The 17,432-nt window shown below is 59.6% G+C and carries 17 protein-coding genes; 11 read left to right on the top strand and 6 right to left on the bottom strand.

Translation table 11 applies throughout. The features are described from left to right. Window position 1: 1 nt before the first annotated feature. A complete protein-coding gene (secA, locus tag RBT76_13575) occupies window positions 2–2,977 on the bottom strand; it encodes a preprotein translocase subunit SecA (GenBank protein ID MDX9858816.1) in 2,976 nt (991 codons plus the stop codon). 234 nt (window positions 2,978–3,211) lie between these two features. Here secA and rsgA point away from each other — a divergent pair, with 234 nt between their 5' ends. Genes rsgA through pyrF form a run of 7 tightly spaced genes read left to right on the top strand, consistent with a single transcriptional unit; the run spans window position 3,212 to window position 10,795 of the window. After that, window positions 3,212–4,126: a ribosome small subunit-dependent GTPase A gene (rsgA, locus tag RBT76_13570; protein ID MDX9858815.1), complete on the top strand. Its 915-nt coding sequence runs from the start codon at window positions 3,212–3,214 to the stop codon at window positions 4,124–4,126. Window positions 4,127–4,170: 44 nt separating this feature from the next. Continuing rightward, complete coding sequence (locus RBT76_13565) at window positions 4,171–5,076, top strand: MlaD family protein (GenBank protein MDX9858814.1); 906 nt, start codon at window positions 4,171–4,173, stop codon at window positions 5,074–5,076. 59 nt (window positions 5,077–5,135) lie between these two features. Next, a complete protein-coding gene (locus RBT76_13560) occupies window positions 5,136–5,885 on the top strand; it encodes an NAD-dependent deacylase (protein ID MDX9858813.1) in 750 nt (249 codons plus the stop codon). A 28-nt stretch (window positions 5,886–5,913) separates the two neighbouring features. Further along, on the top strand, window positions 5,914–8,097 hold the full coding sequence (locus RBT76_13555) for a tetratricopeptide repeat protein (protein MDX9858812.1): 2,184 nt from the start codon (window positions 5,914–5,916) through the stop codon (window positions 8,095–8,097). Beyond that, window positions 8,094–8,888: a dihydroorotate dehydrogenase electron transfer subunit gene (locus tag RBT76_13550; GenBank protein ID MDX9858811.1), complete on the top strand. Its 795-nt coding sequence runs from the start codon at window positions 8,094–8,096 to the stop codon at window positions 8,886–8,888. Before RBT76_13555 ends, RBT76_13550 begins: the two co-directional genes overlap by 4 nt. Continuing rightward, complete coding sequence (locus tag RBT76_13545) at window positions 8,885–9,805, top strand: dihydroorotate dehydrogenase (protein MDX9858810.1); 921 nt, start codon at window positions 8,885–8,887, stop codon at window positions 9,803–9,805. The genes RBT76_13550 and RBT76_13545 overlap by 4 nt, the downstream gene beginning before the upstream one ends. After that, entirely contained in the window at window positions 9,806–10,795 is a 990-nt protein-coding gene (pyrF, locus tag RBT76_13540; GenBank protein MDX9858809.1) for an orotidine-5'-phosphate decarboxylase, read from the top strand. On the opposite strand, the gene RBT76_13535 is transcribed toward pyrF, so the two are convergent. Continuing rightward, window positions 10,769–11,323: a GNAT family protein gene (locus RBT76_13535; protein MDX9858808.1), complete on the bottom strand. Its 555-nt coding sequence runs from the start codon at window positions 11,321–11,323 to the stop codon at window positions 10,769–10,771. The two genes, pyrF and RBT76_13535, sit on opposite strands and share 27 nt — an antisense overlap. Before the next feature lie 104 nt (window positions 11,324–11,427). Between RBT76_13535 and RBT76_13530 the strand changes: the two genes are divergently transcribed. After that, window positions 11,428–11,793, top strand: coding sequence for a hypothetical protein (locus RBT76_13530; GenBank protein ID MDX9858807.1), 366 nt, complete (start codon window positions 11,428–11,430; stop codon window positions 11,791–11,793). 63 nt (window positions 11,794–11,856) lie between these two features. On the opposite strand, the gene tpx is transcribed toward RBT76_13530, so the two are convergent. Continuing rightward, a complete protein-coding gene (tpx, locus tag RBT76_13525; GenBank protein MDX9858806.1) occupies window positions 11,857–12,375 on the bottom strand; it encodes a thiol peroxidase in 519 nt (172 codons plus the stop codon). A gap of 122 nt (window positions 12,376–12,497) precedes the next feature. Here tpx and tadA point away from each other — a divergent pair, with 122 nt between their 5' ends. From tadA to RBT76_13510, 3 genes are read left to right on the top strand one after another with little or no spacing between them, the layout of a single operon-like run. Next, entirely contained in the window at window positions 12,498–12,974 is a 477-nt protein-coding gene (gene tadA, locus RBT76_13520; GenBank protein ID MDX9858805.1) for a tRNA adenosine(34) deaminase TadA, read from the top strand. Continuing rightward, entirely contained in the window at window positions 12,974–13,426 is a 453-nt protein-coding gene (locus RBT76_13515; protein ID MDX9858804.1) for a hypothetical protein, read from the top strand. The genes tadA and RBT76_13515 overlap by 1 nt, the downstream gene beginning before the upstream one ends. After that, complete coding sequence (locus tag RBT76_13510) at window positions 13,423–13,935, top strand: hypothetical protein (GenBank protein ID MDX9858803.1); 513 nt, start codon at window positions 13,423–13,425, stop codon at window positions 13,933–13,935. Before RBT76_13515 ends, RBT76_13510 begins: the two co-directional genes overlap by 4 nt. A 90-nt stretch (window positions 13,936–14,025) precedes the next feature. Here RBT76_13510 and RBT76_13505 read toward each other — a convergent pair whose 3' ends face one another. The 3 genes from RBT76_13505 to RBT76_13495 all read right to left on the bottom strand — a co-directional run bounded on the left by RBT76_13505 (window position 14,026) and on the right by RBT76_13495 (window position 16,083). Further along, entirely contained in the window at window positions 14,026–14,304 is a 279-nt protein-coding gene (locus tag RBT76_13505) for a hypothetical protein (protein MDX9858802.1), read from the bottom strand. A 182-nt stretch (window positions 14,305–14,486) separates the two neighbouring features. Next, entirely contained in the window at window positions 14,487–14,639 is a 153-nt protein-coding gene (locus RBT76_13500; GenBank protein ID MDX9858801.1) for a hypothetical protein, read from the bottom strand. Between the two features lie 10 nt (window positions 14,640–14,649). Beyond that, on the bottom strand, window positions 14,650–16,083 hold the full coding sequence (locus tag RBT76_13495) for a putative sulfate exporter family transporter (GenBank protein ID MDX9858800.1): 1,434 nt from the start codon (window positions 16,081–16,083) through the stop codon (window positions 14,650–14,652). Between the last annotated feature and the right edge of the window lie 1,349 nt (window positions 16,084–17,432).

Below are 17,432 nucleotides of genomic sequence, written 5' to 3'. Positions count from 1 at the left end.
GCTACCCGTTCGCCCCGTGGCACTTCTTGTACTTCTTGCCCGATCCGCACGGACAGGGATCGTTCCGACCCACCTTCGGCATCTCCCGCCGCACCGTGCGCTGCCCGGTCCCGGCCTGCGATGCCTCCGCCATCGGATTTTTCTCCTGTCGTCCGCTCGGGTCGGCGACCGCCGCCGCCGCGTAGCCCATACCGGTCGAGTCGGCATGCCGCGCCACCATCTCCGGCTGACGCTGCTGCTGGCGCTCCTGCTCCGGCATGCGTACCTGCAGCTTGAAAACGAGATTGACGATCTCGCGATCGATTTCGCCGATCATCTTCTCGAACATCTTGAACGCTTCTCGCTTGTAGATGTCGATCGGCTTGCCCATCGCCCCGTGATACGCCCGCAGGCCGATTCCGGTCCGAAGTTCGTCCATCTCGGCGAGGTGATCACGCCAGTGGCGGTCGATCGTCGACAGCACCGCGTACCGCTCCAGCTGCCGCATGATCTGTTCGCCGTACGCCGCCTCCTTCTGCTCGTAGATTTTCATCACGAGCTCCATCGACGATTCTTTCAACTTCTCCTGCGACAACTGCTCGATATATTCATCGGCGATTCGCAGGTTGACGAGGAATATCTTTCGAAGCTCGTCGAGGTAGCCGGTCAGGTTCCAGTTCTCGGCGTATTCGATCTTGGCCGGGCAGTATTCCTCGATCATGCCGTCCACCACCTCGCCGATCAACTCGACCACTTCCTCCTTGATGGACTCTCGTTCCAGCGCCGCCAGTCGTCGTTCGTAGATCCACTTGCGCTGGACATTCATCACGTCGTCGTATTCCAGCGTGTGTTTGCGAATCGCGAAATTCTGCGCCTCGACCTTCTTCTGCGCCCGCTCGATTGCGTTTGTGACCATCTTGTGCGTGATCACTTCGCCTTCCTCGAGTCCGAGCCGGTCCATCAGCGAGCCGAGCCGCTCGCCGCCGAATAACCGCATCAGGTCGTCCTCCAGCGAGAGGAAGAAGATCGATGATCCGGGGTCGCCCTGGCGTCCGGCGCGCCCGCGAAGCTGACGGTCGATACGACGGGAGTCGTGCCGCTCCGTACCCACGATATGCAGTCCGCCCGCTTCGGCCACTCCTCGTCCCAGCTTGATATCCGTGCCGCGACCCGCCATGTTGGTGGCGATCGTCACCGCTCCCGGCTGACCGGCCTGTGTTACTATCTCCGCTTCACGCTGGTGCTGCTTCGCGTTGAGCACGTTGTGCGGGATATTCTGACGCTTCAGCATCCGCGACAGCGTCTCCGAAACTTCAACCGATATCGTCCCTACCAGCACCGGCCGACCGGCCCGGTGTTTGTCGGCGATCTCGTCGATAATCGCGTTGTATTTCTCGCGCCTCGTGCGGTATATCTGGTCGTCCCGATCGTCGCGGATACACGGCAGATTGGTCGGAATGACGTTTACATCCATTTTGTAAATGTCCCAGAACTCCGGCGCCTCGGTCTCCGCCGTACCCGTCATGCCCGCCAGCTTGTCGTACATGCGGAAGTAGTTCTGCAGCGTAATCGTCGCCAGCGTCTGGCTCTCGGCCTCGATCGTGACGCCTTCCTTCGCCTCGATCGCCTGGTGAAGCCCGTCCGCGTAGCGCCGTCCCGGCAGGATGCGGCCCGTAAACTCGTCGACAATCATCACCTTGCCGTCCTGCACCACGTATTCGACATCCTTCTCGTACAGAGAATATGCCCGCAGGAGTTGGTTGATTGCATGTACCTTCTCGGAACGCTCCGCATGCAGCGCATACAACTCCTCGGTGCGGGACTGGCGTTCCTCCGCCGACAGGCTCTCGTCTCCGTCGAGCTCTGACAACTGCGTCGACAAATCCGGAATCTCGAACAGACGCTGCTCCTCCGGAGAGAACTGGCTGTTGCCGAGATCCGTCAGCGCGATCGTATGTTCGCGCTCGTCGATATAGTAATACAGACGATCGTCGATCTCGTGCAGCCGCTTGTCGCGCATATACGCCGACTCCACGTCGGTCACCAGCTGCTGAACACCCGGCTCCTTGAGCACCTTGAGCAATCGCTTGTTCTTCGGCGCGCCGCGACGAACCGCCAGCAGCTTCGACCCGGCCTCGAACTGATCGTCGGATTTACCCTCCTCCAGCAGCTTCTCCGCCTCCGCGACTGTTTCGTTGAGCAGGTTGGTCTGTTTGCGTACCAGCGTCTCCACCGTCGCTTTCATCTGGCGGTACCGATCGTGCCCGCTCGCCTCGACCTGCCCTGAGATGATCAGCGGCGTCCGGGCCTCGTCGATCAATATCGAATCGACCTCGTCGATGATCGCGTACGAGTAGTTCCTGTGCACCCGGTCCTCGGCCCGCTGCGCCATGTTGTCGCGGAGATAGTCGAATCCGAACTCGTTGGCCGTGCCGAACGTCACGTCACAGCCGTACGCCGCCCGGCGCTCTTCGTTGTTCATCTGGTTCTGAATCACCCCGACCGTCAGCCCCAGATACTCGTATATCCGCCCCATCCACTCGCGGTCGCGCCGGGCGAGGTAATCGTTCACCGTCACTATGTGGACACCCGTGCCGGGTAGGGCGTTGAGGTACGTCGGCAGCGTCGCCACCAGCGTTTTCCCTTCGCCCGTGGCCATCTCTGCGATTTTGCCCTCGTGCAGAACGATTCCACCCATCAACTGCACGTCGAAATGGACCATGTTCCAGTCGGTGTCCTGACCGACCACCTTCCACGATGTCCCGACATGCCGGCGACACGCCTCCTTGACGACCGCAAACGCCTCCGGGAGAATGTCATCCAGTGTCTCACCGGCCGCCAGTCGAGACCGAAACTCCGCGGTCTTTCCCCGAAGTTCATCCTCGCTGAGCGTACTGAGTGTGCCGAACTGCGCGTTGATCTCGTCGACGATCGGCGTCAGCCGCTTGACCTCGCGTTCGTGTTTCGTGCCGAATACTTTTGTGATCAGGTTCCACATGATTGTCTATAGAGTTCCTTTAGCGGTGTTTTTCTCGTGTAATCATACAGCATAGCACATTTGATACACAAGTGCAATTGCCCCGTTGCACTTCCCCTGCTCATCGTGCACGACATACCGGGTACAACACCGTCTTACCGCCGTCTGTGCCCGCTCGAAGGCGGCCGGTACGAACTCCGGGCTGACCAATGAGCGCTTGCCCGCTGCGATGCCGGGCTGTACTTTGTGTTCAGAATGCACGAGACGGAACCCGGCATTGTGGTCGCCCTCCGCGGGCGGCTCTTCGAAGTCAGCGCCACGGACGGAAGTCGAATGTTGTGCGAGGTGCGCCAGAAGGTCAAAACCGACGCCTGTAACACGACGCCGGTCGCGGCGGGCGACGACGTCGTTTTCTGCAGAACCGACGACAGCCGTGGCGTGATCGAAGAGGTTCGCCCACGCCGCTCAGCGTTTTTCCGCCCGATGGTCGGTCTGGAACACAACCAACAGGTGATCGCCGCTAACCTCGATCAACTTGCCGTCGTCGCGTCCGTCGTCTCGCCCCCGCTCAAGCCGGGTTTCATCGACCGATGTATTGTCGCCGCCTATCGCGGCTCGCTGTCCCCGCTGATTGTCATTAACAAAATCGATCTTTCTCCCGCCGACGGTTTCGATGAGTTCGTCGACACCTACCACAGGATCGGTTTCACTATCCTGAAAGTCTCGGCGGAGACCGGCGACGGCGTCGATACGCTGCGCTCACGCCTCGCGTCCCACCGGACAATCTTTGTCGGCCATTCCGGGGTGGGGAAGTCCACCCTGTTGAACCGACTCATTCCCGGCCTGAATATCAAAACCCGCGAAGTCTCGGCCTATTCCAACAAGGGGAAGCACACTACCACATCAGTCGAATTCTACGAACTCCCCAGCGGAGGCTTCGCCGTTGATTCCCCCGGACTCAAGCTCTTGGGCCTCTGGGAAGTCAGCCGGTCCGAACTGGCCGACTACTACCCTGAATTCGAAAGGTTACGGAACCAGTGCCGCTTCAAACCCTGCAGCCATACCCATGAACCCGGCTGCGCGGTGCAATCCGCCGTGGCCGACGGCACCGTAAGTCGCCTCCGGTATGACAATTACAGGGCTATCTACGGCTCACTGCCGGGACGCTGACTCCCCGGTGCAGGCCGAACCGACACGGGCCGATAAGGAACTATATGGCGCCCAAAAGCAGCAAAGAGTTTAAAGTCGGCCTGCTGATCCTCATCGGCATCATCATGCTCGCCGTATCGCTCTACTGGCTCCAGGGATACAAGCTGGAAAGCAACGCCTACGTCGTGCGGGTACACTTTGAAGACGTTGGCACCCTGTCGGTTGGCGACAAAGTGGCGGTCTCCGGTGTCCATAAGGGCAAGGTCAACGCCATGGCCCTCTCCGACACCGGCGTCGTCGTCGAACTGCTCATTTACCAGGATGTCGTACTCCGCTCCGATGCCACGTTCCGTATCCGAAACATGGGCGTCATGGGCGAGCGATATATCGCCATCGACCCCGGCGCCGCCCCCGATTTCCTCGAAACCTCCGGCATCCTGCCCGGCGACTACGACGTCGGCATCCCGGAAGTGATGGGAATGATCGGCGAGGTCGTCTCCGAACTCAAACTGACTCTGCAGGATCTGCGAACCGCCATGGGACCGGAGTCGACTATCGATCGACTCAACAAGACCCTCGGCAACCTCGAGAGCGTCACCGCCACGATGGCTTCGTTTCTGGCCGACAACCGTTCGCGGATGGACACCACCGCCCTCAACATGCTCGAAGCGAGCCGCGATGTGCGCCGTATCGTGAGCGGCAACGTTCAAATAATAGACTCGACCCTCACCCGCTTCAACCGCGCCTCCGTCGGCTTCGAAGCCTTTGTAAACACGCTGGATTCACTCTCCAATGCCACCCGCCGCCTGGCGCGGGCGTTTAACGAGGGCGACGGAACGCTCCAGGCTCTGCTCGAAGACCGGCGGCTGTACGATGATCTGCGGAGAACCGCCGACGATCTCGATGATCTCATCCTCGATATTCGTCAGAATCCGGACAAGTATATCAACCTCAAGTTCGAACTTTTCTGACCCTCCGCCGCTAAGAGAAAGTCTTTGTCTTTTCTCCCGGCACGGCGTATGTTTTTTCCATGCTGGAAACGCTGTGTGATCTGGTGTCGCGCTGCCGACGGGCCGTCGTTCTGACCGGCGCCGGCATCTCCGCCGAGTCCGGCGTCCCGACCTTTCGCGGCAAAGAAGGACTGTGGGGAAAATTCCGCGCCGAAGAGCTGGCCACCATGGAAGCCTTCCTCGCCAACCCCAAAATCGTCTGGGAGTGGTATAACTGGCGACGCCGCCTGATTGGCGACGTCCGTCCCAATCCCGGCCACTACGCCCTCGTCGACCTCGCCCGTTATTTCGACTCCTTCACGCTCGTGACGCAAAATGTCGATGGTCTGCACCGGCTGGCCGGCTCCGAAGACATCCTCGAGCTGCACGGCAATATCAACCGCAACAAATGTGTCAAGTGTGACACCCCGTATGAAGACCGCGAGATCGACCCCGATCGGATCCCCCGATGCCCGTCCTGCGGCGGTCAGATTCGCCCCGGCGTCGTCTGGTTCGGCGAAATGCTGCCCGGCGAAATCATCGATGCCGCGTTTCGGCGGTCCGAACAGGCCGACCTGTTCTTCTCCGTCGGCACCTCCGCAATCGTCCATCCCGCCGCGTCGCTTCCGCTGACCGCCAGGCACTGCGGAGCGACCCTGGTGGAAATCAACCCCGAAGAAACGCCCCTCAGCGCCCTTGCCGACTTCCGCATCCCCCAGCGTTCCGGCGAATTCCTCCCGGCGCTGCTGGACGCGCTCCGAAAACGGGCCGGATCGGACCACCCCGCATGATCGGTATGACAAACACCGCGTATAACAAATGATGACACCACACTCCCACAACCCCGCTGCCGCCGCCCGCCGCCCGCTTTTGCTCGCTGTGCTGGCAATCGCGCTTATCGCCCTCTCAGGATGCGTCTACTACAATACGTTTTACAACGCGCGCAAGGCGTTCAACGAGGCTGAGCAGCAGCGCAAAGGCTCCAAACAGGCCGGCCGAGGCGGCGAAAGCGCCTACCGCGTCGCGATCGACAAATCCCTCAAAGTTGTCGAGAACTATCCCAACTCGAGCTGGTACGACGACGCCCTGTACGTCCTCGGCGTCTCATACTTCCACACCGACCAGCCCGGCAAAGCGGAACGACGCTTCCGCGAACTGCTCGCCAATTACCCGGAATCGAAATACGTCCCCGAAGCCACTCTGTACCTCGCGCAATCGAAACTGCAGCTCGAGGAAGAGTCCGACGCCATGGTCCTCTTCGAGGGAATATTCGCCGATCCCGAGTATTCCCGCGATCTCAAGGCTCAGGCCGCTCTCGCCCTCGGTAATTACCACTTCTCGGAAAGCGACTGGGACCGCGCCCGAAGCTACTTCCTGGCGGTGCGCGACTCCCTCGGCGGCAGCGATCTCGAACTGCAGGCGCAGGCGCTGATTGCTGACGCCGCCTACAACGCCTATCGCTTTCGGGATGCGCTTGGCGATTACCTGCAGGTGCTCGGCATGAACCCGCCCCCCGATCAGAAATACCACGCCCTCTTCCAGGCCGCCCAGTGCTCCTACCACATGCAGCGCATCGACGACGGCCTGGATTACCTCGATCGCCTCCTCACCGACGACCTCTACTACGATTCGCTTGGTGTCCTCCTGCTGGAGGTTGCCCACGGCTATGAAATGAACGAGGATCTCATGCTGGCGGAAGCGACCTACGAGGACATCACCGTCCGCGCCAACAAAAAACCGATTATCGCCGAAGCGTACTACCGCCTGGGACTAATCGCCCAGTATGATTACGACGATCTGAAACGCGCCAAGGAATATTACGACAAGGCGGCTGAGGCCAATCGCGGGGTAGAGGCCGGCCAGCTCGCCCTCCAGAAATCGTCGGATATCGGCAAACTCGAAACCTACGCGCGTGACACCGAGCTCGATTCGACCGCCACCGAGGAAGCCATCAACGAGGCGGCACACACCCAGTACCTCCTCTCCGAACTGTACTGGTTCCAGCTCAATAAACCCGAATCGGCTATGGTCGAAATGGCCTACATCCTCGATGCCTACCCTGAGTCCGAACACGCCCCCCGGGCCATGATCGCACTGGCGCAAATGTACCGCGACCATCAGGCCGATACATCCGCCGCCGATTCCCTGCTGCGTTTGATGTTGAAAACGTATCCGAACTCCGACGATGTCCCGCTGGCGCTGGACCTGCTCGGTCTCCGCGGCACCGCCGCCGATACCGGCTACGCCGAGCTCTATATCCATCGCGCCGAGCAGTTCCTCGTCGATAGCGGGAATCCCGACTCGGCGATGTACTATTATCGCTATGTCGCGGACCACTTCCCGGAATCCAGGTATTGGCTGCAGGCGCAGTTTGGTGCCCTGTTCGTACAGGAGCAGTATGCCCTGCCCGGTGACTCGTCGCTCGTCTTCGCCTACCGGGACCTTGCCGACTCCTTCCCCGGTACCGATTGGGCTAATCTCGCCTCCCAGCGCCTCAGTCAGACGCCCCCGCGTGTCCGACCGAAACCGGGCGACGACCGGCCCACTGATGACCGGGAGGAAGACCTCTTCGCCGAAGTTGACGATACGGCCGGGGAGATGTCGGCCCTCGACGACGAAGGCGGTTCCTATGCCGATGTCCAAACCTCCCTGTATTTGCGGCCAAACGGCGATACGGTCATCCTTCTCGATGACGAGCCGGTTCTGATCGAAGAACCGTTCGAGTTTCCGCCCGAGGCGTTCAACATGGAGCAGGACTTCATCGTGCTCTATTTCCAAATCCTGCTTGATTTTTCCGGCAAAGTTATAGAATATGACCTGAAAGTCCCGTCCCGCTGGGATGAATTGAACGCCCGGGCGTCGCGTACCATTGCCTCGATGACCTTTGACGCCATCGAAACCTCGCGACTGATTGACCTCATCGGTCAGCCCCCCGATCCAAGCGGTCAGGGACACTGGTTCCTGTACAAGTATCAAGTGGACAAGCCGGAACATTTGCGATGAGCAAAATCGTCAGTGAAGAAGCCGTCATCACCCGCCGCCGCGATCTTCACAACAATTACTACTCTCTGACCTTTGGGCCGATCCACTCGCTGTCCGCCTGTCGCCCGGGTAATTTCGTCCACATCAAGCTGCCGACTTCCGACATCTACTTCCGTCGCGCCATGTCGGTCGCTGCGGTGTATCCCGATACGAACGAATTGGAGATTATCTTCAGAGTCTTCGGGCGGGGGACCACGCGCCTTGCGACCTTCCGTACCGGGGATACGCTCGACGTGCTCGGGCCACTGGGAAAGGGCTTCGCGAAACCTCGAAAATCCGATCGGGTTATCTGCGTCGCCGGCGGGATCGGATTCCCGCCGTTGTTTTATCTCGCCTCCGATCTCGTGCAGGCAGGATTCGACCCGAAAAAAATCGAATTCTTCTACGGCGGTCGAAGCGCTCCCGATATCATCGAGCGTTCCCGCATCAAAAAGCTCGGCCTCAACTTTTACCCCGTCACCGAAGACGGTTCGGTCGGACGCACCGGCCTGGTCACGCAGTTCGTCCGTGACATGATCGAAAACGGCCGGAAAGAAAAGTTCGTGCTGTATGGCTGCGGGCCGGAAGGCATGCTGCGCGCCACCAATCAGATCGGATTGGATCTGTCCGTCCCCGGAGAACTCGCGTTCGAAGCCCCCATGCCGTGCGGGATCGGCGTGTGCCTTGGCTGTGTGGTACCGCTGGTCAAAGGCGGATACGCGCGGGTCTGCGCCGATGGCCCCGTGTTTAAGATCGGCGAGGTGGTGCTATGACTCCCGACCTCGGCGTGAGCATCGCCGGCGTTTCTTTCAAAAACCCGATTCTCACGGCCTCCGGCTGTTGCGGTTATGGCGAAGAGCTCGCCGATCTTTTCCCGCTGGCGAAACTCGGCGGACTGGTCACCAAGTCCATAACGAAAAACCCGCGACCGGGGCACCCGCCGCCGCGAACGGCGGAAACCACCGGCGGCATGATCAACGCCATCGGCCTGGCGAATGTCGGGATCGATGAGTTCATTGCGAAAAAAATTCCATTCCTCGAAAAGCAGAAAACGACCATCGTTGTTAATGTGGCCGGCTCCAAAATCGACGAATATGTCGAGCTGTGCGCGCGCCTCAATGACATTGCACGCGTCGACATGGTCGAGTTGAATATCAGTTGTCCCAATGTCGACGTCGGCGGAATCGAGTTCGGCACCGACCCGAAACTGACCGAGGAAACCGTCCGTCGCGTGCGGAAAGTCTTCGCGCGGCCGATTATCGCCAAACTCGCCCCCAATGTAACTGACATCTCGAAGATCGCCATCGCCGCTGAAAACGGCGGCGCCGATGCCGTCTCGGTCATTAACTCGGTCGTCGGCATGGCCGTCGACCCGGAATCATGGCGCACGCGGATCACGAACAACAAAGGCGGCCTGACCGGGCCGGCCATTAAACCGATTGCGCTCGCGGCCGTCGATCGCGTCTACAACAGCCAGTGCAAGCTGCCCATCATCGGCATCGGCGGCATCACCAACGCGTCCGATGTCGTGGAGTTTCTGCTCGTCGGGGCCTCCGCTGTCCAGATCGGAACCGCGCTGTTTGTCGAACCCGATGCACCGCTGAAGATGGTTGAAGGACTCAAGCGCTACCTGGCCCGAAAAAAACTCTCGTCGGTCCGCGAGCTGATCGGCAAGGTGAGGAAGTACTAAATGACCGCCGTCCGAAAACTCCAGAAGATACAGCAGGATCAGAAGTCGATGATCTGTCTCGGCCTCGACCTCGATCCCAAGCGCATGCCCGCTCCGTTTGCCAATACCGTCAAGGGAATGTTCGACTTCGCTCACCGCGTGATCGATGCAACCTCCGATCTGGTGTGCGCCTACAAGCCGAACCTCGCTTTCTACGAAAGCCTCGGCGCCGAGGGCATCTCGTTGCTCCGACTCATCACCGAGCGAATCCCCGACCACATCCCGATTATTCTCGACGGCAAGCGCGGTGACATCGGCAATACGGCGTCCCATTACGCGGCTTTCCTCTTCGAGAAGCTCCGCGGCGACTGGGTGACCCTGAATCCCTACATGGGCTATGATTCCATGCGACCCTTTCTCGAATACAAGGAGAAAGGCGTGTTCGTCCTTTGCCTGACGTCAAACAGCGGCTCCAAAGATTTCCAGATGCTCGAGTTCAACGGCGTTCCTCTGTACCGCCTGGTTGCCGAGAAGGTTAACTACTGGAACAAGGAACACAATTGCGGGCTGGTGGTCGGCGCTACGCACCCGGAACAACTCGATGATGTCCGTGCGGCCGCGGGGGAGATGCCGCTGCTGATCCCCGGGGTCGGCGCGCAGGGAGGAGCGCTGGAAACCGCCGTGATGTCGGGTACCGACTCGTTCCGCAAGCTCGCGCTCATCAACGTGTCGCGCTCCGTGCTGTATGCGTCCACCGATCAGGACTTCGCCCAGCGCGCCCGTCAGGAGCTTGAGAAACTTAACAAAACCGTGAATGATCTACGAAGTGGCGAACGCCCCGATAACCGGCCGACCGATCAACCCGCACCGGCGCCGCAGCCGGAGTCGCCGTCGGCCCCGGCAACACCTTCGCAAGAGCTGCCGCAACAACCCGGCGATGCGCGCACCGATCAGAACCCCGCTTCGCCGCGTCCGGAGTCAGGCTCAAACGAATTCAAACCGCAGCAGTGAAAACACCAGCGCGTTGTGGTACTCGCCGCCGAAGTAGAAATGCTGACGAAGCGTACCGTCCCGCTTGAACCCGATCTTCTCCAGCAATCCAACCGCCGCATGATTGCACTGTGCGACCTGCGTGTACACCTTGTTGAATCCACGTTGGTCGAACAGGTATCCGCATAACAGGTGTATGCCGTCCGAGGCGTACCCCTTGCGCCGAAGATCCGGGTCCACAACCACCATGAACTCCGCCGATCGGTTCTGATGGTTGACATTGAAATACATCACCTGCGCCACCGGCATGTTGTCGTCGCGTCGGACCAGCATGAAAATCGATCGCCCGGCGGGATCACCCTTTTTGAACGACTCGGCAGCGGCCGATGACGTTTCGATCGGCGCTGTGCCGACCAGGAGAGACTGCGGTTCGCTTAACGCGATCCAGTGGTTCGTAGCCGTGATATCCTCGGCCGCGGCCGGTCGAAGGTAGAGATGACGTCCGACCAGCGACGGCGCGGTCAGTGGCGGTCGTGTCGAATTCGGCATAGCCTCCTCGCTTTTTGCTCGACTATAGAACGATTGCCCGCCAAGAGCAACAAATGTAATCAGATGACGTTGACAGGCACTCCGCCACGGCGTAGACTACCCGTATGAAAAAAAGCGTCATCTTCCTGCTCGTGCTGATCGCCCTGTACGCGACCATCTCGGTTGCCCTGCACGCCGTCTACGGCGATTCCTATCCGCTCTGGCCCGGTGACAACTATTGGCGCCCCGACGGGCAGCTCGGCTGGGAGGCCGTCGGGACCCCCGAAAACCCCATGCCGTCAGCCCCCAGCCAGAACATCCCGACCCCGCTCATGTTTCTGCCGTTCCTTGTGCCGGGATTGCTGCTGGCCGTTATGATGCTGACCCCCCTCGGACGGATCCTCGAAACGCCCCGCTCCTCGCCGCCCCCGGACGACACCGCCACCGACTCCGACACGCCGTCCGACCTTCCCGATACCGACAAAAAATAAACGCCCGGCCGTTCGACAGCCGGGCGCATTTCCCCGCTTGTGTGCTCAAAAGACAGCAGATTTCTACTTGCCGAGCGCTTTCCTCACCGCGTTCAGCGCCGACTCGTAATCCGGCTCCGAGGCCACTTCCTTGTTCACCTGCATGTAGCTGATTGTATCGTTTTTGTCGATCACCAGCACCGCGCGGCCGAGCAGGCGAAGCTCCTTGATCAGCAGCCCGTACGCCTCCCCGAATGACGCATCCTTGTAGTCGGACAGCATCGTCAAACGATCCACCGCCTTCGCCGTGCAGAACCGCTTCTGCGCGAACGGAAGGTCCATCGTAATCGTGTACAGCGCCACGTCCTCGCCGAGTTCCGCCGCCCGCTTGTTGAACGTCACCGTCTGGGTGTCGCACACCGACGTGTCAAGCGATGTCGCCACGGATATCAGCCGCACCTTCCCCTTCGAATCATTCAACGTCACCGGTTTAAGCTCGTTGTTGAGCGCCGTAAAATCCGGCGCTTTGTCGCCTACCTTCACCGGGTTGCCGGTCAGGGTCAGCGGGTTGCCTTTCAGCGTGATCGCATTCGGTCGGTCCATTTTGTCTCTTCCTTACTGAGTTGATTGTTTTTCGAGATCGATACCGCCGAAACACCCGCACCACCCGCCCGGTTCCGGACAAAAAAACTGGCACCCGCCTGCCCGGCTCGTATATTGGCCGCATGGAACCGGAAATGATGCACTACTTCATGGGCGTCGCCCTCCGCGAAGCGGCCGAGGCCTTCGACAAGGGCGAAGTGCCCGTCGGCTCGGTCGTCGTCTTCGAAAACCGCATCGTCGGCCGCGGACACAACCTCACCGCCTCCATGCGCGATGCCTCCGCTCACGCCGAAATGGTCGCCCTCTCCGCGGCCTATTCCCACTTCAACGACTGGCGCCTGGAAAACTGCTGGCTTTTTTCGACCCTCGAACCCTGCCCCATGTGCGCCGGCGCCGCCATGCTCTCCCGAATCCACACGCTCGTCTATGGCGCGCGCGACCCGAAATTCGGCGCCTGCGGCTCAATCATCGATATCCCCGCCGAACCGCGATTCAACCACCGCATCGCCGTCATCGAAGGCGTGCGCGCCGACGAAGTCTCGGAGTTGATGAAGCAGTTTTTCCAGGAGATTCGTCGCAAAAACGAACGGATTCACTGATGAATGACTCGACCCCCGCACCCGTCGATTCGCCGGTCCTGAAGATTATCGTCTTCGCCATGCTGATCGGCGCGCCCCTCCTCTACCTCGCGGTCGCCGCCGTCATCACCGTCACCGCCGAAACCGACACCGGCCGGAACGTCTTTCTCTATATGCTCCTCGCCGTCGCACTGCTGACTCCCGCAACCATCCCGCTGATCGAACGATTCCAGATCGCCGGATGGAAAAATCGCGCCTCCGCGCAGTCGCCGCGACAGTTTCTCTTCTCGCTCGTCCTTGTCCGGTGCGCGATGATCGAGGCCGTGTATATCTACGGCCTCGTGGCCTTCCTGCTTACCGCCGCCATAACCAACATGCTGTTTTTCTACGCTATCGCCATCGGCTGGACCTTCCCGTTCTGGCCCACCGAATCGCGACTGCACTCACTGCTCGAACGAATGGAGAAACCGTGAATACGATCTTCGACGAAGACTACGACCTCACCCGCATTGTCGCCCGGCCGCTGTACTTCGGCATGATGGTGAACATTATCGTACCGATGGTGCTTCTGTTTGTGTGTTACCACCTCAGCAACAACCAGCAGGTAAACAACAAAGTGGGAGATCTCGGCGTCACCCTGTTTTATGTCTTCGCCGCCGGTGCGCTCGTCGAAGCCGCCGCCGCCCTCTGGCTTCGGCAACGCATGTTTCACATGCCCATGATCCGCCGAATGGAAACATTCGAGGACGACTTCTCCGATGAACTGCTCAAACGAAGCAGAATCATCTTCGTCGTGATCGCCTCGATCTCGCTGTGGGGATACCTGTTCTTCTTTCTAACCGGCCAGTTTCTCGAAACCGTAGCTTTCGTGGTGCTTTCGTTCATCACCTTCCAGCTGGTGCGGCCGCGCTACGGCTCGACCCGCAAACTCGTAATCGCACAGGAAAAACTCGCACGGGCCGGAAATCTCCTCCGCGACTGATTACCCCCTCGTTTAGGTAATCCGGTCGCGGAACCCCTCGCTGAACTGCTCGAGCAACCGCCGGCTGGGGCGCAAACGGAATCTGGTTCACTACCCCTGCAGGTCCTTCACCAGCTCCAGATACCGCTCGAAATAGATCCGCGCCACCTTGGCAAGGACTATCCCCGGCGAACTCTTTTCCGCCGGGAGCATCAGGTGCACGTCCCTGCTCATGAGCATGTAGACATGACTTGATGGCGCCCCGCACTTGAAGATCGTCTCGCCGCTGTGACACTCCTTCGTCGAAGACGCGTTCGACAGTTGATCGGCGTCCTTCACATGTAACGACCGGAACCGCTCATGCCCCTTCAGTAAATTCTCCGCTTTCATTGCGCACCTCCTGCTACATGCGAGCTCGATGCGTGCAACGGATATGGCCTGAACCATCGAGCCCCGGGTCGTGAATGTGAAATGCGTAGGGAATGCGATGTCGGCTGGCGTGGAGTGCCCTCACCCCAAAACAGGGCAACGCCGGCCAATCGTCAAGAACCGCCCCGAAGGAAGGGGAGACGTCAGACTTCAAAAAACGTGTGGCTGACCCAGACCAGCACGACTATCAGTACGACGCCGAGAATGAGACTCCAGACGATCAACTTCTTCTCGATCGGCAGAAGCGGCTCGTACGCCATCTTCTCGATCTCGTCTTTGATCTTCGGCTCGTCCATCAGTGCAACCTCATCCCGCAATCGGCGGCGTCACCCCGTGGAAAAACAACCACGAAATGAACAGCCCGATCCAGATGATGAATCCGAACAGGCAGATCACATACACCAGCGCCAGTTTGCCGATCCCTTCCGTCCAGAGCTTGCGGAAGTTTGAACTCACGCCGATCGTGAAAAACGTCATGACGAAAAAGATCCCCCGGAACACGTTCGCTTCGGCCATCGCGGCCTTCGTGCTTTTTACCAGACTCGGGGCCAAAACGGCAATCAGGATCACGATCACGAACGTCGCCATATATCCGAGAATGAACTTCGGGAAACGATCCCATATCTGCGAAATCCGAACCTTCTCGTTCTCCCGTCGCTCGATCCGGGTCGACCAGATCCACGCAAGAATAAACGCCCACACGGCGATAAACACGTCGATGAACACCTTCACCGTGGTGGTCGTCGCCATGATCCACCCCGGCTGATAGTTGACTCCGTACCGCACGGCCGCCTCAGCCAGAATCAAGGACTCCGCGATCGCCCCGCTGGCCACCGCCGCACCGTCCGTCTTCACCGCCAGCCCCATCCAGGCCCCCGCCACCATCGGCTCGCCGCTCAAAAACTGCTGCGACAAAAACGGCAGCAACAGAAGCTCAACAACCGCGAAAATGACCACCAGCGATGACACCATGATCGGCACCACCGGACGGGCCTTGATTGCGGAGCCCGTGGCAATAGCCGCCGACACGCCGCAAATAGAGATACCGCTCGCAAGCGGAACCGCCCACTCACGACTGAATTTGAAATACTTCCGGGATATGAAATAGACCAGCGCCCAGTAAATCAGGTATGCTTCGATTATCGCACAGAACCCACGGAACATCACCGAGGTCGCCAGGCCAAGCTGCTCCGCCGCCGTGATTCCCAAATACCCTCCCAGAATCACGATCGCCGACTTGATATACAACTCCGGCCGTATCCCTTCGTTGATCGCGCGCGCGAAACCCGGAGCGAAATTCCCGATAAACAAACCCACCAGCAGCGCGATAATATATCCCGCCTCCGATGTCAGGTTCATCGACCACGATATGTCAAACGCCTTCAGCTGATTCGGCGTCGCCGCGATGTTGGCGAAACATCCCAGTATCCAGCACAGGTAGCTGACGAAAAAAATCACCGTAAACGATACCGCAAACTTCTTCACGTTGGCCTTCAGAAGCGAGGCGCCGATCGTCATGATCGCCAGCAAAAACAGGTAGGTCAAAAGCAAGGATACCGGTCCGGGAAGTCCCGCGAACGCCTTCGAACACGGCCCGAGTGCCGCGCCGATACTGGTCCAGACCGATGTCGCGACCGCCCAGCCGAGCATATCGGCGCCCAAAAGCAGTCCCAGGGCCAGAACGAATACGAACAGGCCCACGATCAGGGCCAGCCAGTCTTCGGACAACGCTTTTGTCATGGACAAATGATACGATGTTCAAAAACTCGATGCGACTAGAACTTTCAATGGACCGCCCAGATCGACTTTACCCGCATTTTGCGCTGCCGCGGATTCCGTGCGTGATGTAGTCGAGTATCCGAGTAGCCCACCCGTCCTCGGGTGGGATCGACCGCCGACCTGAACGTTCCCGAACATGGGTAACGGTCTAGACTCGCGACATAGGTAACAGCGCCACCTTCCCGCCGTGTATGGCGTACGTCCTCGTGCGCCACGAACCCTCACGAGCGTTGCGTCACGTGCTAGGCCGCCCGCCGTGGCCGTCAGGTCCGCCTGTGGCGGGCAGGGGTGGGCATGACGGACGACCTGAACGTTCCCGAACATGGGTAACGGTCTAGACTCACGACACAGGTAACAGCGCCACCTTCCCGCCGTGCATGGCGTACCCGGGTGGCCCACCTTCCAGGTGGGTTCCCGTGAAACGATTCTGTTCCACCAACCGCACACTTTCCCTACCAGCTCAACGGCCGCGTCGCCCACCCGCCGCGGCGGGCTGTGGGTTCCAACCGAATCGTCCCCATCCCCTCCGGCTTCTCTCGGATATTTCACGCTGCGTCCCCCCGCGCCTCCGGCGCGTGTGATGTGTCGAAGTTGACTGCAATATAGGCTGGTTGGGCGATTATACAATGCATGAACGGATCCTTCGCCCCACGAGAAGCCCACCCTGCCACAGACGGACAGACGCAGGGTGGGTCACCCCGACCGATCTCATCAAAGCGGAGCGACTGGGATTCGCCGCCTCGTCTTGTGCGCAAGCCTCTCAATGACCGTTAGATACGCCCAATTCACTGCCACATCAAGGGTTAAGTTCGCGGCACTTCGGTGAAGTTCAGTGAAGTTCGATGCACTACGATACACTTCGCGGTTAGAACAGAGAGGTGCGCCTCGAACCTCCTCCGCAAGCTGCTTCCGCTTTGCTAAGCCGGCGGTGCGAGACGCCGCGACCAGATGAGCTTTCGGCCATAGGAGCGTTTCGGAGTGCAAACCCCGAATAGCACCTTCAATAAGGGGATGGTTGATTCCATTCCTCCTCTGAGATCCACTCTCCACAGAATTTGCAGAACTCCTTCCTGGTCCATCCATCTCTTCGAAGATCGTCGTAGGTGACTTCGGGTGAACTGCCCGAGAGAAGGATGCTGCCGTCGATCGAGGAATATACAGTTCGTACGTGACCATGATGCCAGCCGTAAGCTTCCCTGTCAAGTAGACAATTCATAAGTAGAGTTTTCGGCGGTTTGACGTTCCCGGAAGATCGTCGGCGGCAGGCCGCCCAGGGCGTCGTGACACCGCTGCTCGTTGTATCTGACCAG

This window comes from Candidatus Zixiibacteriota bacterium, assembly GCA_034003725.1.
Taxonomy (GTDB): domain Bacteria; phylum Zixibacteria; class MSB-5A5; order GN15; family FEB-12; genus WJMS01.
The sequence above is the reverse complement of the archived record's forward strand: the minus strand, read 5'-3'. Positions and strand labels throughout refer to the sequence as shown.